We start from the raw sequence: 18,982 nt of genomic DNA, 5'->3' as shown, positions 1-18,982 counted from the left end.
CTCGGGAGCACAAACTTCAGAACGTGATGATCGCCCGGTGCGTAGGTGGGAGCTACTTTCCTCTCCAACAGGGGTAACGCGGGTTCGAATCCCGCCGGGAGGCTCGCCTCTCGTCGTCTAGCGGCCCAGGACACCAACGTTGCTTCCGCCGTCTATTTCTCGGGCGATTCGCACCTCGCGTGAGGGCCTGGTGCGTAGGTGAGGGTTACTTCACTGGATCGAGGTGTCGCGGGTTCGAATCCCGCCGGGAGCATGCTCCCGTAGCTCAGTCCGGTAGAGCATTCGGCAAGTCCTTCGCCGCTTCTTTCTCAGGCCCTGCACGCACACCTCTGAACGCCGTGCCCCCAATACTCTTGAAGGGGGATAGACGTGGCGAAGTTCAACACCGGCGCGTCACGCGCTGTCGCGCAGGGGCCCATCCGAACCGATTCCACACCGACCGGCGCCACCCACGAGGGCGGCCCGGGTTTCGCCCGTGAACCGAAGGCTGAACTCTTCTTGCTGGCCGTCGCGAACATGGTCGGCGAGAACACCTTCTACGAGACCGCCGGCCGGCGGGATTCGCGATTCTCGGCCCTGGTCCGCCAGGTGGCGTTGACCGACCTCGAATGGCTCACCAGGTTCGCGACCTGGCTTCGCGGCGAAGCGAACATGCGTTCCGCAGCGCTGGTGCTGGCGGCCGAAGCGGCCAAGGCCAGCGTGGACGCCGGGCAGACCGGTAGCCGCGCGATCGTCAACGCCGTCCTGCAACGTGCCGATGAGCCGGGCGAGATGCTGTCCTACTGGATCGGCCACTACGGCAAGAAGATTCCGAAGCCGGTCAAGCGCGGTGTCGCCGACGCCGCTGCGCGCCTGTACAACGAGAAGTCCTACCTGAAGTGGGACAGCGATTCTCGCGGCGTCCGCTTCGCCGACGTCATCCAGCTCGCGCACGTCGACCCGCGCGGTGAGTGGCAGTCCACGCTGTTCAAGTACGCGATCGAGGCACGGCTCGGCGTGGACGGCCTCGAGCTGCCCGCGCGCCTGGCGACGCTGTGCGCGAACGCGGATCTGCGCGGCGCCGACGTCGCGACGATCAACCGGTGGGCGCGGGAAGGTCTGCTCGCGGACAAGCTCGGGTTCGCCGGGATGACATGGGAAGCCGTGCCGTCGCTGGTGAACGGTCCGTGGATCAGGGAGCTGTGGGAGTCGATCATCCCGTCGATGGGCTACATGGCTCTTTTGCGGAACCTGCGCAACTTCGACCAGGCAGGCGTATCCGATGAGGTCGCCGCGAAGGTCGCTGCGCGCCTGATGGATCCGGAGCAGGTGGCCAAGTCGCGTCAGCTGCCGATGCGGTATCTGTCCGCGTATCGGGCCGCGCCTTCGCTGCGCTGGGCGTACGCGCTGGAAAAGGCGCTCGACGCGGCGGTGTCCAACATTCCGGCGCTGCCCGGGCGCACCCTGATCCTGATCGACACCTCCGGTTCGATGCACGCGGGATTCAGCAAGGACGGCACTCTGATGCGATGGGACGCGGCGACGATCTTCGGTCTCGCGCTGGCGCGCCGGTGTTCACACGCCGACGTGATCTCGTACTCGAACAGCGGGCTGCCGTTCCCGCTGCGGAGCGGGGAGTCACTGCTGAAGTCGTTGGAGCGGTGGAAGTCCGGCGGATTCTTCATCGGTGGCGGTACGAATACCGCCGGTACCGTGCGGGCGACATTCGACCGGCACGACCGGGTGGTCATCCTCACCGACGAGCAGAACGGCTGGGGCGGCGATCCCGGATCCGCTATGCCGCAACAGGTCCCGTTGTACACCTGGAATCTCGCCGGCTACCGGCACGGCCATGCCGCGGGCGGACCGAATCGGCACACCTTCGGGGGCCTCTCGGACCGTGCGTTCGCGATGATCCCGCTGCTGGAACGCGGTGAGAACTGCGACTGGCCCTTCTAGTTCGGCTGCGACAGCTGCGCAGGCGACGGCCGCCCCGGCCATCACGGCCGGGGCGGCCGGATCATCAGGCCAGCTTGGCGATCACGTTGTCGCCGTACCACTTGATCTTGGTGATCTTCTCTTCCAGGGTTTCGGTGTCGTGCTCCTTGGCGTAGGAGTTGCGGAAGCCGACGATCAGGTCGGTGATGCCCTTCTCCTCGCAGCGCTTCACACCGTCGGGGGTGTAGCCGTCGTAGGAGACGGCGTGAATCTCGAAGTCGCCCTTGTGGTCGCGCTCGGCGCGCAGTTCGTTGATCCGGGCCAGGTACTTGTCGAGCTCCTCGGCGTTGCCGCCGGCGTGCATCCAGCCGTCGCACAGGCGCACCGCGCGGCGCAGCGCGGCATCGCTGTGGCCGCCGAGCAGGATCGGCAGCGGCTCGGTCGGGGCGGGGGTGAGCTTGATCTTCGGGATGTCGTAGAACTCGCCGTGGTACTCGAAGTACTCGCCGGTGGACAGGCCGCGCACGATCTCGATGCACTCGTCGATGCGCTTGCCGCGCTTCTCGAACGGGACACCCATGATCTCGAAGTCCTCCGGCCACGGGCTGATGCCGACGCCGAGGGCGAAACGGTTGTTGCTCAGCCGCGCCAGCGAACTGGCCTGCTTGGCCACCAGCACCGGCGGGCGGATCGGCAGCTTGAGCACGAACGGGGTCAGGCGCAGGGTGGTGGTGGCCGCGGCGATGGCCGCCGACAGCACGAAGGTCTCGATGAACGGCTTACCGTCGAGGAACTCGCGATTGCCGTCCGCGGTGTAGGGATACTTCGAATCCGACTCGGCCGGGTACGCGATGCTGTCGGCCACGGTGATGCTGTGGAACCCGGCGGCCTCGGCGGCCTGTGCCAGCGGAATGTAGTAATCCGGGTTGGTCATCGCCTCCGCGTAGGTGAAGCGCATCGATCGTCCTCTCGACAGTGAGCAAGTGCCAAAAACTAGAACCGATTCTAGTTTTGTAGCTGATGCTAGCCGCAAGCTCGCGGAAAGGCACTAGATTCGGACAGTCGGTCCATCCGGCCGTCGCTCGAACCGCGATGATCCCGGTAGCCGAGATGACCGGTGAGTAGGTCTTGCCCGATTGTTCTGCCGCTTGTTCTAATCGCGTCATGACGATCGCCATCACCGGCTCCGGGTCCGGCATCGGCGCGGCCACCGCCGCCGCCCTGCGCGCCGCCGGACACGACATCATCGGGATCGACCTGCGCAACGCCGACATCACCGTCGACCTCACCGACGCCGCCGCCCGCGCCGCAGCCGTCGAAGCCGTCCTGGAACGCTCCGGCGGCACCCTCGACGGACTGATCCTCTGCGCCGGCGTCGGCCCCCAGGTGCCCGACCCCAACCTGGTCGTGGAGATCAACTACCGGGCCACCGTGGCCCTGCTCGACGCGCTGCTGCCCGCCCTGAGCAAGGGCGAAAACCCTGCGGCCGTGGTGGTTTCGTCGGTCGCCTCCACCCACCTGAAGTGGGAGGACAACCCGATCGCCAAGGGCGCCGAGGCCGAGGCCTTCGCCCAGGCCGGCGACTACGCGGGCAGCTACGCCTACGCCGCCTCCAAGAACGCCGTCACCGTCGCGGTGCGCGAGCGCGCCGTGGAGTGGGGCGCCGCCGGCGTGCGCCTCAACACCGTCGCCCCCGGCAGCGTCGACACCCCGCTGCTGCAGGCCGGCCTGGACGATCCGCGCTACGGCGACGCCATCCGCAACTTCACCGCGCCCATCGGCCGCAACGGTGAGCCCGAGGAAATCGCCTCCCTCATCGTCTACCTGGTCGGTCCGCAGGCCGGGTTCATCCACGGCGCCCAGTTCGTCATCGACGGCGGAGTCGACGCGCAGGCGCGGCCGACCGCGGTGTAATCCACCGCGGCGTGCCCACCGCGCGCCCTGAAACGGTGGCCGAGCCCGCGGGGTGTACATCCGCATATCGGTCTCCACCGATGCCGCGGTGATCCGGGTACCCGTCCGGATCGCCGCGGCATTCTTGTGTCCGAGGGCTGGTGGGCCCGCGCTGAAGACGTTGCGCCGCAGCGGGATCAGACGTGATCGGCCTCGCCCGTGGCGCCGGGCTCCTCGATATCACCGATGACATCGGGGGCGAAGGTCCCAAGATTGCCCGTGAGTTCGCTTTCGGCCGTGGGGCTCTGGTGCGGCTGCACCGTGCGACCGTGCTGGGACTCGCTCGCGCCGCCCCTGCCCGCCGCGGCGGGGGAGCCCAGGAAACCCGAACCGGCCGGTCCGCCCAGACCCTGGATGCCCGCTGCGCCCGCGCCGAACGGATTGGCGGGCGCGGCGAGCTTGCCACCGGGGATCGAGGAGCCCGGGCCGCCCGGCGTCGACGGCGGGCCGCCGCCGAGACCGCCCGGGCCGCCGCCACTTCCGTGGCCACCACCCCCGCCGAGCCCGGCCGCCGAGGTATCGGGGAGCCTGCCGGTGGGATCGTTGTTCGCGGTATCGGCGGTCGTCATAGCCTGCAAACCGCTTTCGAGCAGCCCCCTCGCCTGCTCCAGAATCGGCCGGCCCACATTCTGTGCCAGCGCCTCGGCGACCTCCGCCGGATTCGGGCCGCCGCCCTGGCCGACCAGCTGTCCGATCAAGCCCTGCACCTGCGCGGTGTAGACCGACAGCTCGCCGCGCGTGGCGTTCACGACCGTGACGGCTTCGCCGAGATGGCGGGTCGCCGAGGCGATCAGGGTGGTCTGCCCGAGCGGGGTGACGATCAGCGGGGCCAGCGCGGTAGCCTCCGCGGCGAAAGCCTGGGCGATGGCGGTGAGCTGGATATTGCCCCGCTCCACCACGGACGCGGCCTGATCGGTGATCGCCGACAGGTCGAAACCGCGCTGAGCGGTCTCCTGCCCGTGTGCCCCGGCCTGCTTGCCCGATTCCTGCGCGCTCTGGGAAGCCTTTCCCTGCCACAGGGATTCGACGGTATCGAGTGCGCCGCAGCCAACCTGCACGGCGGCCTCGATCACCGTCGAACCGGCGCTGAGGAGCGTGGCCGGATTCAGCTGACCCGGCACGCCGGTGCCGAAACTCTGGAGCAATTGCAGGACGGGCGCGAACAGCGCGTCCAGTCCGGGGATCGCGGGCACCGCGAGGCCCTTCATGAGATCGCCGACCGGATCGGCGGGCAACGGCGGCAGGTCCGGGCCCGGCGAGCCGACTTCGACCGATTCCGCTCGCGGTGCGCTGGCGTCCGGTCCGGCCGGGCCGACTCCGATCACGCCGGAGTCGCTGGGCCTCATGCCTGTTCGCCGATCTCCCCGGCGGCCGCGTGCAACCCGCCGGCGAACTCGGCGTCGGTGGCGTCGTAGGTGGCGGCCGAGCCGAAGGCGGCCTGCCCGAGCTTGGCGAAGCGGCCGGAGAGGGCGTTGATGTCGCGATCGTGGAGTAGTTCGGCGACGGCGAAGCTGGCCAGGAAGTCCGCGCCGACGAGCCCGAAGACGGGGGTCATGGCGGCGACGTGGGATACCGTGTCGAGGCCGCCCTGGGCGGCGATGTCGGCGGCGACGCCGTCCTGCGTCGCGGCGAAGGTGCGGACCGCACCGGTGTCGACCGAGAGATCGGCCATTGTCAGCGCCCCCCTATCGTCATGGACATGCGGATGCCGAATATAACCCTTCGAGCGTCCAGCCCGGCGTGGCGTGCGCGGCCACTCCGGCCCGTCGCCCGCGTCGGGGTGTGACCCCCTCCGCATCCGGTCCGTAATGTGACCGTTCTTGCAAATTAGAACAAGTTCTATATTCTTCTGACCATGAAGGTCGCAGTCACCGGCGCTGCCGGGTTCCTTGGCACCAACTTGCTTCGCCAGCTCACCGATCGCGGTCACGAGATCACCGCCATCGACCGGGTGGCCGGTGCCGCCGCGCCCGGGGTCACCTGGGTCAATGGTGATGTGCTGGACCCGGTCTCGATGCGTGCCGCGCTCGACGGCGCCGAGGTGGTCTACCACCTGGTCGCGCTGATCACCCTGGCTCACAAGAACGACGTCGCCTGGCGCGTCAACACCGAGGGCGTCCGCGTGGTCGCCGAGGCCGCGCTCGAGGTCGGCGTGCGCCGCATGGTGCACACCAGCTCCATCCACGCGTTCAACCAGTACTCCTGCGGCGGCGTCATCAACGAGCGCTCGCCGCGTTCGATCGACCCGGATCTGCCGGTGTACGACCGGTCCAAGTGGCAGGGCGAGATCGAGCTGCGCTCGGTCATCGACAAGGGTCTGGACGCGGTCATCTGCAACCCGACCGGTGTGTACGGCCCGATCGACAACACCAACTCGCGCATCAACACCACGCTGTGGGACGCCGCCCGCGGCCGCGTGCCGGTCATGATCAGCGGCGGCTTCGACCTGGTCGACGTGCGCGACGTCGCCTCGGGCCTGGTGCTGGCCGGCGAGCGCGGCCGCACCGGCGAGAACTACCTGCTCGGTGGCCACTTCACCGACATGTTCCAGGCCACCCGCACCGCCGCCGAGGTCAACGGGAAGATGAAGCCCGCCTTCGCCATTCCGGCCAAGGTGATCAACGCCTGCATGCCGGTCATGGAGCCGGTCGCCAAGGCCTTCGGCAGCGACCGCATCTCCAAGGCGGCCATGGGCGCGCTGCTGGCCGCCCCGATCGTCGAGCACACCAAGGCCACCGAGGAACTCGGCTACCGTCCGCGGCCCGCCGAGCAGACCATCCGGGACCTGGTCGCCTTCTACAACGGCCAGCCGATCGAGGCCGACACGCAGAAGATTGCTTGACAGTAGTTAGAACGCATGTTCGACTGGGGTAGTGCGGTGGCAAAGGCAGACCCTCGGCGCCGATGACGGCGCACTCCCCGGGCTCGAACGTGCGGGCTTCGTCCGCAGCGTGCAGACACCCGAATTCGAGGGCATCACGTTTCATGAAGTGCTCTGCAAGAGCGCTCTGAACCGGGTGCCCGACAGCGGCACGCTGCCCTTCGGCTGGACCATCAACCCCATGCGCGGGTGCTCGCACGCCTGCCGCTACTGCTTCGCCCGCGGCACCCACGAGTACCTCGACCTGGACGCCGGCGCTGATTTCGACTCCCAGATCGTGGTCAAGACCAATGTGGTCCCGATCCTGCGACGCGAACTGCACAAGCGGTCGTGGCGGCGGGAAACGGTGGCGCTGGGCACGAACACCGATCCCTACCAGCGCGCCGAGGGCCGCTACCGGCTGATGCCGGGCATCATCACCGCGCTCGCCGAGTCCGGCACCGGATTCTCCATCCTCACCAAGGGCACCCTGCTGCGCCGGGATCTGCCGCTGCTGGTCGAAGCGGCCGGGCAGGTGCCCGTGGACCTGGCGGTGTCGATCGCCATCCTGGACGAGGAACTGCACCACGGGCTCGAGCCCGGCACGCCGTCGCCGCGGGCCCGGCTGGAACTGGTGCGCGCCCTCGCCGATGCCGGATTCGCCGTTAATGTCATGGTGGCCCCGGTCATTCCGTACCTCACCGACTCGCAAGCGCATCTGGACGCGCTTTTCGCCGCCATCGCCGACGCCGGCGCCGACCGGGTCACGGCATTCCCCATGCATCTACGCGGGTCCACCCGCGGCTGGTTCCTGCAATGGCTGGCCCAGGCCCACCCGGCGCTGTTGCGGCGCTACCGGCAACTGTATGGTCGGGGAACTTCGGTGACACCGGAGTATTCTGCGTGGCTACGCGGCCGAATCGAGCCGTTGCTGGAGAAACACCGTTTGAACCGTGATCGGCCGGCCGAGCCCGAGGTTCGCGCCGTCGAATCGCACACGCCCGACCCGCAGTTGGCGTTGTTCGCCTGACGGCGGTTCTTTGATCGAAACCATTGCGCTTCACGGGTGTGTCGCGAATATTGCGGAGTAGTTTGGCGTTGGTACCTCACATCTGACGAGGAAGTGATGCACGCGCATGGCTCAGTCGAAGGACACCGTGATGCATGACAACTCTGTGGCGGCCGGAAACGGGGACGGCACAGGGAAATTGGCGGTCGAGAAACTGGAACGGGTCGTCATCCGCTTCGCGGGCGACTCCGGTGACGGCATGCAGCTCACCGGTGACCGGTTCACGCACGAGGCGGCCGCATTCGGCAATGATCTTGCCACCCAACCGAATTTCCCCGCCGAGATCCGCGCACCCCAGGGCACGCTGCCCGGTGTGTCGTCGTTTCAGATCCAGATCGCGGACTACGACATCCTGACCGCCGGGGATCAGCCCGATGTGTTGGTCGCGATGAATCCCGCTGCGCTGAAGGCGAATCTGGAGGATTTGGCGCGCGGGGCGACGGTGATCGTCAATACGGACGAATTCACCAAACGGGCGCTGGCCAAGGTCGGGTATGCCGGTGACCCGCTCACCGATGACACGTTGACCGATTTCGTGGTGCACCGGGTCCCGATGACGTCGCTGACCCTCGGTGCAACCGAACCGACCGGTGTGGGTAAAAAGGATGGGCAGCGCGCGAAGAACATGTTCGCGCTCGGCTTGCTGTCCTGGATGTACGGGCGGCCGATCGGCGGCACCGAACAGTTCATGCGGGAGAAATTCGCCGCCACACCCGATATCGCCCAAGCGAATATCCTCGCATTCCGGGCAGGGTGGAATTACGGCGAAACCACCGAAGCCTTCGCCACCACCTACGAAATTGCTCCGGCGACGCTGCCCGACGGCACCTACCGGCAGATCACCGGGAACACCGCCCTCGCCTACGGCATCGTCACCGCCGGGCAGCTGTCCGGGCTGCCGGTGTTCCTGGGCACCTACCCGATCACCCCGGCCTCGGACATCCTGCACGAACTGAGCAAGCACAAGAACTTCGGCGTCACCACCTTCCAGGCCGAGGACGAGATCGCGGGCATCGGGGCGGCGTTGGGGGCCGCGCTCGGCGGCGCGCTCGGGGTGACCAGTACGTCGGGTCCCGGGCTCGCGCTCAAGAGCGAGACCATCGGCCTGGCCGTCATGACCGAGCTGCCGCTGGTGATCATCGACGTGCAGCGCGGCGGCCCGTCCACCGGTCTGCCCACCAAGACCGAACAGGCCGATCTGCTGCAGGCGCTCTACGGGCGCAACGGCGAATCCCCGGTGCCCGTGGTCGCGCCGCGCTCGCCCGCGGACTGTTTCGACGCGGCCGTGGAGGCCGCCCGCATCGCCCTCACCTACCGCACACCGGTCCTGCTGCTCTCCGACGGCGCCATCGCCAATGGATCCGAGCCGTGGGCGATTCCGCGGGTCGAACAGCTCGCCCCGATCGATCCGGCCTTCGAACCCGAGGCCGCCGAGGACGATGCGTTCCAGCCCTACGCGCGCGACCCGGAAACCCTGGCCCGCCCGCTCGCGGTGCCCGGCACCGCGGGCCGCGCCCACCGCATCGGCGGGCTCGAAAAGGCCGACGGCAGCGGCAATATCTCCTACGAGCCGGCCAACCACGAGCTCATGGTCCGGCTGCGGCAGGCCAAGATCGACGGCATCGCGGTGCCCGACCTGGTGGTGGACGATCCAGGCGAACACGCCGAACTGCTGCTCATCGGCTGGGGGAGCTCCTACGGGCCGATCGGCGAGGCGTGCCGGCGGGCCCGGCGGCGCGGGGTGCCGGTGGCGCAGGCGCACCTGCGGCATCTGAATCCCTTCCCACCCAACCTCGGCGAGATCCTGCGGCGCTACCGCACCGTGGTATGCCCGGAGATGAACGGCGGTCAGCTGGCCATGCTGCTGCGCGCCCGCTACCTCGTCGACGTGCAGCCGTGGACCAAGGTGGCGGGCACCGCATTCCAAGCACAGGAACTGGTCGGCGTCATCGACGCGGCCCTCGACGGCTCCATCGCCGAGATGGAACAGGCCAAGGCCTTCGCCGCCCGAGCCCGCGCGACCTACCGCACCCCAGGGGGCAAGTGATGACCATTCTCGAAAACCCGTTCGTGGGCGCCGATCTGGGGCTCACCGGCCTGTCCGGCGTCCCGGCGGCGGCGGGCCCGCAGAAGGCCAAGGACTACACCTCCGATCAGGAGGTGCGCTGGTGCCCCGGCTGCGGTGACTACGTCATTCTCGCCACCGTGCGCGGCTTCCTCGCCGATCTGGGGCTGAAGCGCGAGAACCTGATGTTCGTCTCCGGGATCGGCTGCTCGAGCCGGTTCCCGTACTACCTGGAGGCGTACGGGATCCACTCCATCCACGGGCGCGCCCCGGCCATCGCCACCGGCATGGCCGTCACCCGGCCCGACCTGTCGGTCTGGGTGGTGACCGGGGACGGCGACGCGTTGTCCATCGGCGGCAATCACCTCATCCACGCGCTGCGCCGCAATGTGAACATGACGATCCTGCTGTTCAACAACCGGATCTACGGTCTCACCAAGGGCCAGTACTCGCCGACCTCGGAAACCGGCAAGGTCACCAAATCCACCCCGATGGGCTCGATCGACCACCCGTTCAACACGCTGTCGGTGGCGCTCGGCGCCGAAGCCACCTTCGCCGCCCGGGCCCTGGACTCCGACCGCGCCGGGCTCACCGAGGTGCTGCGCGCCGCCGCCGAGCACCGCGGCACCTCGTTCGTGGAGATCCTGCAGGACTGCCCGATCTTCAACGACGGCTCCTTCGACGCCCTGCGCCGCGAGAACGCCGAATCACACCTGGTCCGCCTGCGGCACGGGCAGCCCATCCGCTTCGGCGCGGACAGCGAATTCGCGGTGGTCCGTGACGGTTTCGGGTTGCGGGTGGCCAAGGCCGACAGCGTCGCCGAGTCCGACATCGTCGTGCACGACGCCTACACCGACCACCCCGAATACGCCTACGCCCTGTCGCGACTGTCCGACCAGGACCTCACCCACGTTGTCACCGGCGTCTTCCGCAGTGTCGCCCGGCCCACCTACGACGACGGGGTCCGAGCGCAGCTGGGTACCGCCGCCGAACGCAAACCGGTGAGCCCGGACTCCCTGCAGGAGTTGCTCACCGGCCGCGAAACCTGGACGGTCGGATAGGTTTCGCCGTCAGGACGGAACGAAGGCGTTCAGCAAGCGGGCGAACAGATCGTCGAAGCGCTTGCGGGACGCCTTCTGTTCGTCGGTGAGCCCGTCGGTGAGTTCGGGCGCGTACACGATCAGATGCAGATCCTGGTCGCGGGCTTCGGGCATGTAATCGATGATCGAGGTCCCCTTGTCGGTGGCATCCGGGGTGCCCATGTCGACGGTGACCAGCGCCTTCACCTCGGTCGCCGCGGCGGCCAGCACATCGGCGGGCACCTTCCCGTTCACCGGCTGCGCGCCGGCGTCGGCCCGCTTCACCGCGCGCCCGTCCGGCTGCACCTGGAGGACGGGCCGCAGATCGGTGCGCGACTGCCAGTCCGCGGGCATGGCCGTGAGAGTGAACAACGGCACCGAAGGCGGGGGAGTGGGGTCCGCCCCCGCGAATCCGCCTGCCCCCGTGAGCAGCACCGCACACATCGCGGCCAGCGCGGCTCGCCGCCCGTGCCTCCGGACCGCGCTGCCGAGCGCCGTCCTGCCGAAATGTCCTGCTACCCCTGCCGTTCCCATCGCATCCCTCCGAATCCCTTGCGGGCGTCCGCCCGCCGCCCGCAGATTGTTCCCCCGCGCCCAGCTCACCGCCGAGTGCCACGCCGACGCCGCTCCGGCAACGGGCGCGGCTCGCGGCATTCGCCCGAATTCGCCCGTGGCGTAGGCCGCTTTGCGTAAGGCACACGACGCGCGGGCTGGAATCTGAGTGGGGCCGGACGACGCACGGCTGAAACCTGCGTGAGGACAGACAACGCAGAGCCGCGAATCGGCGTGAGGACGACGACCCACCAGCCGCAATCGCGTCGGGACAGACGACGCGGGGCCGCGGTTCGGTGTCAGCGCGGACAACGCAGGGCCACCGATCGGCATGTGGGCAGGCAAGGCGTGGACGGGAAGCGGCGCAAGAGCGGACGACGCAGGGCCGGGATCGGTGCGCGGGTAGTCAGTTCGAGAGCCGGGAAATGGCGAGGTCCCCGGCCGGTGATCGGACGGGGACCTCTGGGTGGGGCGGGTCAGCGCAGGCCGGGCGGGTTGCCCAGGTCCGGTGCCGAGTAGGTGTCGCACGCCTTGACCTGCCCGGTCTTGTATCCGGTCAGGAACCACTTCTGGCGTTCCTCGGAGGAGCCGTGGGTCCAGGCTTCGGGGTTGACCCGGCCGGTGGAGGCCTTCTGGATGCGGTCGTCGCCGACGGCGGAGGCGGCGGAGAGCGCGTCGCGGATGTCGTTGTCGGTCAACGGCTTCAGGAAGGGCTGGCCGCCGCCGGGGGCGGGGAGCTTGTCGGCGTAGGCGGCCCAGACGCCGGCGTAGCAGTCGGCCTGCAGCTCGGTGCGGACCGCGCCGGAGGTCGGGCCCTTGGGGTCACGCTGGGCCTTGTTGATGTCGCCGAGCTGGTTCTGGATGTGGTGGCCGAACTCGTGGGCCACCACGTACTCCTGGGCCAGGGGACCGCCGCTGGAGCCGAAGCGGTCGACCAGTTCCTGGAAGAAGCTGGTGTCGAAGTAGGCGGTCTGATCGGCGGGGCAGTAGAACGGGCCCACCGCCGAGGACGCGCGCCCGCATCCGGTGTTCACCGCGCCGGAGAACAGGGTGACCTTCGGGGCCACGTATTTGCGGCCGGTCTGCTTGGGCAGCTCGGTGCCCCACACGTTGTCCAGGCTCTGGACGGTGGCGATCACGCGGCAGTCCGCGTACTTGTTGGCGTCCGCGCCGGTCTTGCAATGGTCGGGGGTGGTGGCCGCACCCGACTTGGCGTTGGAGTCCGCACCGGTGAACTGGCCCAGGATGCTGCCCGGATCGCCGCCGAGTAGTAGGGACGCGATCAGTGCGATGATGCCCAGCGCGCCGCCGCCGAGAGCCAAGCCGCCGCCCAGTCCGGGTCCACCGCCGCCACTCACCCGGTTCGGGTCGATTTGCAGGCCCTCGTTGAAGGTCATGCGTATCACTCTGACACGGGCGAGCGGATATCGGTTTCCACTCGCCGCACGTGTCTCTCTACGATGGGTCTGCACCTGGTCACCCGCACCGGTGCTTCGAGTCCCGTCGAAAGGAATCCCGTGCTGCGCACCCACTTGGCTGGTTCGCTGCGAAGCGAGCACGCCGGTCAGACCGTCACCCTCACCGGCTGGGTGGCCCGGCGGCGAGACCACGGTGGCGTGATCTTCATCGATCTGCGTGATGCTTCGGGTGTGTCCCAGGCCGTCTTCCGTGAAGGTGAGCCCGCGGAGGCCGCCCACAAGCTGCGCAACGAGTTCGTCGTGAAGGTCACCGGCGTGGTCGAGAACCGCCCCGAGGGCAGCGCGAACCCGAACCTGCCGACCGGCGCCATCGAGGTCAACGTGACCGCGCTCGAGGTGCTCAACGAGGCCGCGCCGCTGCCGTTCCAGCTCGACGACGAGCCCGGCGAGGAAGCCCGCCTCAAGTACCGCTACCTGGACCTGCGCCGCGAAGGCCCGGCGCACGCGATCCGGCTGCGCTCCAAGGTGAACTCGGCCGCCCGCGAGGTGCTGGCCAAGCATGCCTTCATCGAGGTCGAGACGCCGACCATGACGCGCTCCACCCCCGAGGGTGCGCGCGACTTCCTGGTCCCGGCCCGCCTGGCGCCCGGCAAGTTCTATGCCCTGCCGCAGTCCCCGCAGCTGTTCAAGCAGCTGCTCATGGTCGGCGGCATCGAGCGCTACTTCCAGATCGCGCGCTGCTACCGCGACGAGGACTTCCGCGCCGACCGCCAGCCGGAGTTCACCCAGCTCGACATCGAGATGAGCTTCGTCGAGCAGGAGGACGTGATCCTGCTGGCCGAGGACATCCTGTCCGCGCTGTGGAAGCTGGTCGGCTACGAGATCCCGACCCCGATCCCGCACATGACCTACGCCGACGCCATGCGCCGCTACGGTTCCGACAAGCCGGACCTGCGGTTCGAGGTCGAGATCACCGAGATGATGGAGTACTTCGCGGACACGTCCTTCCGTGTGTTCCAGGCTCCCTACGTTGGTGCGGTCGTCATGCCCGGCGGCGCCTCGCAGCCGCGTCGCCAGTTCGACGCCTGGCAGGAGTGGGCCAAGCAGCGCGGCGCCAAGGGCCTGGCCTACATCACCTTCAACGAGGACGGCACCCTCGGCGGCCCGGTCGCCAAGAACCTGACCGACGCCGAGCGCGACGGCCTGGCCAAGCAGGTCGGCGCCGAGCCCGGCGACTGTGTGTTCTTCGCGGCCGGCGACCAGAAGTCGAGCCGGGCGCTGCTGGGCGCGGCCCGCGGTGAGATCGCCCGCAAGTGCGGCCTCATCGACGAGAACGCCTGGGCCTTCGTCTGGATCGTCGACGCCCCGATGTTCGAGCCCACCGCCGACGCCACCGCCAGCGGCGATGTGGCCCTGGGCTATTCGGCCTGGACCGCGGTGCACCACGCGTTCACCTCGCCCAAGCCCGAGCATATGGCCACCTTCGACACCGACCCGGCGTCGGCGCTGGCCTACGCCTACGACATCGTCTGCAACGGCAACGAGATCGGCGGCGGCTCGATCCGTATCCACCGCCGCGACGTGCAGGAGCGGGTGTTCCAGGTGATGGGCATCGGCGAGGAGGAGGCGCAGGACAAGTTCGGCTTCCTGCTCGACGCGTTCTCCTTCGGCGCTCCCCCTATGGGCGGCATCGCCTTCGGCTGGGACCGCATCACCGCGCTGCTGGCCGGGATGGACTCCATCCGTGAGGTCATCGCGTTCCCGAAGTCGGGCGGCGGCGTCGACCCGCTGACCGACGCGCCCACCCCGATCACCCTGCAGCAGCGTCAGGAAGCGGGCCTCAACGCCAAGCTCGACGCGAACGGCAACCCGGTGAAGGAAGAGGCCAAGTAGCCTCGACCGCCTTCCGACAGCGACGCCGCCCTGCTGATGCAGGGCGGCGTCGCTGGTTATGTAGTGGGTGTGGTCGGGAACTCAGTACACGACGAGCCGGCCGGTGAGATTGCGGTAGGCGTAGGTGGTGGCGATCGCGGTCACCGGTCCCGCGATCAGCAGACCCAGGCCGCAGAACAGCGTGCCGACCACCGTCATCAGCAGCACCGCCAGCGCCAGCAGTGACACCTGGAGGGCATTGGCGATCACCAAGCGCGCGCTGGATTGGATAGCGGCGATCGGGTTCTGGTCCTGATCGATCACGAAATGCAGCGCGAACATGCACAAAACGCCCACGATGACCGCCGGGAAGAGGCACGCGATCGAGGCCAGGAAGCACGCCGCGAACACGATGAGCGCGGTGATGAGCACATTGCCGGCGTTCACGAATCCGAAGAAGGCCGGGAAATCGGGTGGGGTGCCGTCGGTCTCGTAGAGCGCGCCGCGGATCATCGCGGCCTGCAGCAGCCACACCACCAGCGACGCCACCGCGAACAGCAGCACGACCGCCGACAGCGACTGGATGTCAACGATTCTCACCAGCAGGGTGACCAGCAGCCAGGCGATGAGACCGATCAGTACCATTCCGACCCACGGAACGGGATTGAGCCGGAACCGATCCCAGCCGTAGGTGAGGGCCCCGCCGACATCGAGCTTCTCGCGCGGCGGCGCGTAGGACTGTTGCGGGACGGGTTCGGTGGCCGGGCCGGCGGCCGGTGGCGGCATGGAACCGGGCGGGAAGCCGCCAGGCGGAGGCGGATTGCCCGCCGGCATCGCGCCCGGCGGCAACTGCGGCGGTACGCCACCGCCGAAACCCGGTGGCGTTTGTGGCACGCCCGATTGCGGAGTCAGTGCCGGCGGAGGTTCCACGGGCTCGCTGCCGTACTGCGCGGCGCCGGGTCCGTCGAACTGCGGGTACCCGGCGAGCCCGGGGAGCTGGTGGCGACTGGGCGCCGGAACCGGCTCAGGCACGCCGGAAACCGCTGCGGGCTCGGGGTTTTGGTGCTGACCGGTGTGCGGTGGGTACTGTTCGCCGCCTCGGGCGACGGGACGGTCGCCGGAGGGATCGTACGGTGCTGAGGGCGGCGTGCCAGTCATGGTCGCAAGCCTTTCACATTTCCCGGTTTACGGTGTGGCGCACAGCAGTTGATCCAAGAGACAACTAGACCCCGCTGGTTGTGTCAAGCAACCAGCGCCGCGTGGGCAAACCCTTCACAAAGACACGCCGCCCGACGCGCGAAAGGTTGTGCAACCGCTCGCTGAAAGTGACCTGGCGGGAGTACCTTGGGATCCGATGACCGCACTATTGGCCGAACGCGCCGCCGAAGTCGTGTCCGCGGCACAACAGTTGCTTACAAAGCGAATGGGTGCTGCGGTGAAGCTGAGTGATCCCATGGAGCTCAGCGGCAGTGGTAGGACGACGGTCCTACGTGTCCGCGTTGCGGAGAACGCCTTCTCGCTCCCTCGCACACTCATTGTGAAGCAGGTGGCGGGTCCGGCGTCGCAGCGACGTACCGGTGGCATGGCGCCCGGGGTCGCCAGCATCGATTCCGCATTCCTCCGCGAGGCGGTCTCGTACCAATTCACCACCGCCCTCGGACGCGACCACCGCCCCGGCGCCTACTTATTGGGCTACAGTCTGCCCGGCCGTCTGCTCATTCTCAGCGACCTCGGCGAGAACCTCTCCCTCACCGCGGTCCTGAAGTCCGGCGTCGAGCCCAACAAGCGCAACGCGCTCATGGCGTTCGCGCAGGCCCTGGGCCGCATGCACGCCGCGACCGTCGGACGCGAGGCCGACTTCGTGGCCCTGCTGCGCCGAGTCGACGTGGTGCACCGGGTCGACGGCATCGCCCAGCAGTCCGAATCCGCGGTCGCCGAGCTGCCCGACATGCTGCAGCGCGAACTCGGCATCGAGGTGCCCGGCGAGATCGCCGAACGCATCGTGCGCGGCAACCGCCTGTTCTCGGCTGGCCGCTACCGCGCCTTCAGCCCCTCGGACCTGTGTCCCGACAACGTCATTCTCAATGACGAGGGCGCGCGGTTCCTCGACTACGAGTGGGGTGGGTTCCGCGACGCCACCCTCGACATCGCCTACGCCCTGGTCTCGTTCCCCGGCTGCCTGTGCGATTTCGAGCTGTCGCGCGAACGCGCCCGGCAGATGGTGGAGGCGTGGCGTTCGGAGGTGGTCGCCGTCTGGCCGGCCCTCGCCGACGACGCCGTGCTCGCCGAACGCATCCTCGAGGCCCGGCTGATCTGGGTGTGGTTGTCCACCTACTGGTTCCTGCCCGCCGACCACGCCCGCATCGCCGCCGCCCGCGAACACGGGCTGTCGATCCCGCGCTCGGCCGCCTTGATCAACCGCTGGGCCGCCCTCGCCGAGGATGCCCGCTGCACCGGCGACGACACCCTCGGCGACTTCGCCGAACACGTGTCGGCCACGCTCGAGGAGCGCTGGGAGGAGTAGTCCTCGACCAGCATGGGAGGCTCGTCCTCCGAGGTGCGGGCCGGAATCCGAGGGTGAGATTCCGGCCCGCGTCCCTGTGTACGGCCAGGCTCGGCGGCGCGCCCGGCTGACGGTGTAGCGCCCGAGCATGAGGTCCCGCGCGGCCGGGAGCGGCCGGTTGCCGCGCCCGTTTCGCCGCCCGCTGTCCGCGATGGTGCTGGAGGCCGGGGATCGTGTCGGAGCCGGTCGGTAGGGTCGTGCGCGTGAGTGATGGGCTGTTCGATGCGCCGGGCACGCAGGCCGTAGCCGACGACTACGACGCGCGCGCCGCGCGCATCCCGAGTGGGGACGACCGCTTCGCGCCGCTGGCCGTGCGGATGCGGCCGCGCACCCTCGACGAGGTGGTGGGTCAGCAGCATCTGCTGGGCCCCGGCTCGCCGCTACGCCGGCTGATCGAGGGGTCCGGGGCCGCCTCGGTCCTGCTCTACGGCCCGCCGGGAACCGGCAAGACCACGCTCGCGTCACTGCTGTCGCAGGCCACCGGCCGCCGATTCGAGGCGTTGTCCGCACTGTCGGCGGGGGTGAAGGAGGTGCGCGCGGTCATCGATCTGGCGCGGCGGCGGCTCACCGCCGGCGAACAGACCGTGCTGTTCATCGATGAGGTGCACCGTTTCTCGAAGACCCAGCAGGACGCGTTGTTGGCCGCGGTCGAGAACCGGATCGTGCTGCTGGTCGCCGCGACCACCGAGAACCCGTCGTTCTCCGTGGTGTCGCCGCTGCTGTCGCGGTCGCTGGTGCTGCAACTGCAGTCGTTGTCCGAGACCGAGATTCGCCAGGTGCTGCGGCGAGCCATCGAGGACCCGCGCGGACTGGCGGGGGAGTACACGGTCACCGACGCGGCGCTGGACCATATCGTGCGGATCGCGGGCGGCGACGCACGACGCTCCTTGACGGCGCTGGAAGCCTCGGCGGAGTCCTCGCTGGACGGCACCGTCGGCGTGGAGCTGGTGGAGGCCAGCGTCGACAAGGCGGCGGTCCGCTACGACCGTGCCGGAGACCAGCATTACGACGTGATCAGCGCCTTCATCAAATCGCTGCGCGGTTCCGATGTCGATGCCGCACTGCATTACCTGGCCCGGATGATCAGTGCCGGTGAGGATCCGCGATTCATCGCCCGCCGCCTGATGATTCAGGCCAGCGAGGAGGTCGGCATGGCCGATCCCTCCGCGTTGCAGACCGCGGTCGCCGCAGCTCAAGTGGTTCAACTGGTCGGTATGCCCGAGGCGCAATTGGCCTTGACTCAGGCCACGATTCACATCGCCACCGCCCCGAAATCGGGTTCGGTGGTCAAGGGCATCGGCGCGGCCATGGCCGATGTCCGCGCGGGCAAGGCGGGCGCGGTGCCCCCGCACCTGCGCGACGGTCACTACGCGGGCGCGGCCTCCCTCGGCAACGCCCAGGGCTACAAGTACCCCCATGATCACCCGGATGGCGTTCTCGGCCAGCAATATCCGCCGGACGAACTGGTCGGCACCGACTACTACCACCCGACCGATCACGGCTACGAACGCGAAGTCGGCCCGCGCGTGACCAAACTCCGCCGCATCGTCCGGGGCAAGTAGCGCCGCGCGCGGATATGCGCGGCGCGCCGAATTGCACCGACTGCCAAAAACAGTCGACCGGCACGCCCCGAA

General features: G+C 68.7%; 15 protein-coding genes and 1 tRNA gene. 10 read left to right on the top strand and 6 right to left on the bottom strand.

Annotated elements, in window-relative coordinates; genetic code table 11:
• Positions 1–33 precede the first annotated feature (33 nt).
• Together ACYVKL_RS07750 and ACYVKL_RS07745 are read left to right on the top strand one after the other, a co-directional pair.
• Positions 34–100, top strand: a tRNA-Trp gene (locus ACYVKL_RS07750).
• Between the two features lie 269 nt (positions 101–369).
• The gene (locus ACYVKL_RS07745) at positions 370–1,938 is read left to right on the top strand and encodes a TROVE domain-containing protein (protein ID WP_379169511.1); all 1,569 of its coding nucleotides are present in this window, start codon (positions 370–372) and stop codon (positions 1,936–1,938) included.
• 64 nt (positions 1,939–2,002) lie between these two features.
• Here the strand turns inward: ACYVKL_RS07745 and ACYVKL_RS07740 are convergent, their stop codons facing one another.
• Positions 2,003–2,950 (bottom strand): TIGR03619 family F420-dependent LLM class oxidoreductase, encoded by a 948-nt coding sequence (locus tag ACYVKL_RS07740; RefSeq protein ID WP_357198852.1) that lies wholly within the window; start codon positions 2,948–2,950, stop codon positions 2,003–2,005.
• Between the two features lie 131 nt (positions 2,951–3,081).
• Here ACYVKL_RS07740 and ACYVKL_RS07735 point away from each other — a divergent pair, with 131 nt between their 5' ends.
• Positions 3,082–3,831 (top strand): SDR family oxidoreductase, encoded by a 750-nt coding sequence (locus ACYVKL_RS07735; protein ID WP_379169509.1) that lies wholly within the window; start codon positions 3,082–3,084, stop codon positions 3,829–3,831.
• A 176-nt stretch (positions 3,832–4,007) separates the two neighbouring features.
• Here ACYVKL_RS07735 and ACYVKL_RS07730 read toward each other — a convergent pair whose 3' ends face one another.
• The gene (locus ACYVKL_RS07730; protein WP_379169507.1) at positions 4,008–5,216 is read right to left on the bottom strand and encodes a hypothetical protein; all 1,209 of its coding nucleotides are present in this window, start codon (positions 5,214–5,216) and stop codon (positions 4,008–4,010) included.
• Positions 5,213–5,542 (bottom strand): type VII secretion target, encoded by a 330-nt coding sequence (locus tag ACYVKL_RS07725; RefSeq protein ID WP_379169505.1) that lies wholly within the window; start codon positions 5,540–5,542, stop codon positions 5,213–5,215. The genes ACYVKL_RS07730 and ACYVKL_RS07725 overlap by 4 nt, the downstream gene beginning before the upstream one ends.
• A 183-nt stretch (positions 5,543–5,725) precedes the next feature.
• Here ACYVKL_RS07725 and ACYVKL_RS07720 point away from each other — a divergent pair, with 183 nt between their 5' ends.
• The 4 genes from ACYVKL_RS07720 (at position 5,726) to ACYVKL_RS07705 (ending at position 10,925) form a co-directional block, all read left to right on the top strand.
• The gene (locus ACYVKL_RS07720) at positions 5,726–6,712 is read left to right on the top strand and encodes an NAD-dependent epimerase/dehydratase family protein (RefSeq protein ID WP_357198864.1); all 987 of its coding nucleotides are present in this window, start codon (positions 5,726–5,728) and stop codon (positions 6,710–6,712) included.
• A 31-nt stretch (positions 6,713–6,743) separates the two neighbouring features.
• Positions 6,744–7,760, top strand: coding sequence for an Rv2578c family radical SAM protein (locus tag ACYVKL_RS07715; protein ID WP_213556301.1), 1,017 nt, complete (start codon positions 6,744–6,746; stop codon positions 7,758–7,760).
• A 130-nt stretch (positions 7,761–7,890) separates the two neighbouring features.
• Positions 7,891–9,846 (top strand): 2-oxoacid:acceptor oxidoreductase subunit alpha, encoded by a 1,956-nt coding sequence (locus ACYVKL_RS07710; RefSeq protein ID WP_379169502.1) that lies wholly within the window; start codon positions 7,891–7,893, stop codon positions 9,844–9,846.
• On the top strand, positions 9,846–10,925 hold the full coding sequence (locus tag ACYVKL_RS07705) for a 2-oxoacid:ferredoxin oxidoreductase subunit beta (protein WP_379169500.1): 1,080 nt from the start codon (positions 9,846–9,848) through the stop codon (positions 10,923–10,925). The genes ACYVKL_RS07710 and ACYVKL_RS07705 overlap by 1 nt, the downstream gene beginning before the upstream one ends.
• A gap of 9 nt (positions 10,926–10,934) precedes the next feature.
• Here the strand turns inward: ACYVKL_RS07705 and ACYVKL_RS07700 are convergent, their stop codons facing one another.
• Together ACYVKL_RS07700 and ypfJ are read right to left on the bottom strand one after the other, a co-directional pair.
• The gene (locus ACYVKL_RS07700; protein WP_379169498.1) at positions 10,935–11,477 is read right to left on the bottom strand and encodes a hypothetical protein; all 543 of its coding nucleotides are present in this window, start codon (positions 11,475–11,477) and stop codon (positions 10,935–10,937) included.
• A gap of 494 nt (positions 11,478–11,971) precedes the next feature.
• Positions 11,972–12,892 carry a KPN_02809 family neutral zinc metallopeptidase gene (gene ypfJ, locus ACYVKL_RS07695; RefSeq protein ID WP_379169496.1) on the bottom strand — a complete coding sequence of 307 codons (921 nt, stop codon included), beginning with the start codon at positions 12,890–12,892 and terminating at the stop codon, positions 11,972–11,974.
• A gap of 120 nt (positions 12,893–13,012) precedes the next feature.
• Between ypfJ and aspS the strand changes: the two genes are divergently transcribed.
• Positions 13,013–14,806: an aspartate--tRNA ligase gene (gene aspS, locus ACYVKL_RS07690; RefSeq protein ID WP_379169873.1), complete on the top strand. Its 1,794-nt coding sequence runs from the start codon at positions 13,013–13,015 to the stop codon at positions 14,804–14,806.
• 81 nt (positions 14,807–14,887) lie between these two features.
• Here aspS and ACYVKL_RS07685 read toward each other — a convergent pair whose 3' ends face one another.
• Positions 14,888–15,817 (bottom strand): DUF2189 domain-containing protein, encoded by a 930-nt coding sequence (locus tag ACYVKL_RS07685; protein ID WP_379169494.1) that lies wholly within the window; start codon positions 15,815–15,817, stop codon positions 14,888–14,890.
• A 322-nt stretch (positions 15,818–16,139) separates the two neighbouring features.
• On the opposite strand from ACYVKL_RS07685, the gene ACYVKL_RS07680 reads away from it, so the two are divergent.
• Both ACYVKL_RS07680 and ACYVKL_RS07675 read left to right on the top strand, forming a co-directional pair.
• Positions 16,140–17,309 (top strand): phosphotransferase family protein, encoded by a 1,170-nt coding sequence (locus tag ACYVKL_RS07680; RefSeq protein WP_379169492.1) that lies wholly within the window; start codon positions 16,140–16,142, stop codon positions 17,307–17,309.
• A gap of 242 nt (positions 17,310–17,551) precedes the next feature.
• A complete protein-coding gene (locus ACYVKL_RS07675) occupies positions 17,552–18,910 on the top strand; it encodes a replication-associated recombination protein A (protein WP_379169490.1) in 1,359 nt (452 codons plus the stop codon).
• Positions 18,911–18,982: the final 72 nt, after the last annotated feature.

This window comes from Nocardia tengchongensis (assembly GCF_054781395.1).
This window is presented reverse-complemented; position numbering and strand designations above follow the sequence as displayed.

Bases quoted from the DNA above. Each gene is read 5' to 3' on its own strand.
- ACYVKL_RS07735 (WP_379169509.1), top strand. From the start codon at position 3,082: ATGACGATCGCCATCACCGGCTCCGGGTCCGGCATCGGCGCGGCCACC.
- ACYVKL_RS07730 (WP_379169507.1), bottom strand. From the start codon at position 5,216: ATGAGGCCCAGCGACTCCGGCGTGATCGGAGTCGGCCCGGCCGGACCG.
- ACYVKL_RS07725 (WP_379169505.1), bottom strand. From the start codon at position 5,542: ATGGCCGATCTCTCGGTCGACACCGGTGCGGTCCGCACCTTCGCCGCG.
- ACYVKL_RS07720 (WP_357198864.1), top strand. From the start codon at position 5,726: ATGAAGGTCGCAGTCACCGGCGCTGCCGGGTTCCTTGGCACCAACTTG.
- ACYVKL_RS07710 (WP_379169502.1), top strand. From the start codon at position 7,891: ATGCATGACAACTCTGTGGCGGCCGGAAACGGGGACGGCACAGGGAAA.
- ACYVKL_RS07705 (WP_379169500.1), top strand. From the start codon at position 9,846: ATGACCATTCTCGAAAACCCGTTCGTGGGCGCCGATCTGGGGCTCACC.
- ACYVKL_RS07700 (WP_379169498.1), bottom strand. From the start codon at position 11,477: ATGGGAACGGCAGGGGTAGCAGGACATTTCGGCAGGACGGCGCTCGGC.
- ypfJ (WP_379169496.1), bottom strand. From the start codon at position 12,892: ATGACCTTCAACGAGGGCCTGCAAATCGACCCGAACCGGGTGAGTGGC.
- ACYVKL_RS07680 (WP_379169492.1), top strand. From the start codon at position 16,140: ATGACCGCACTATTGGCCGAACGCGCCGCCGAAGTCGTGTCCGCGGCA.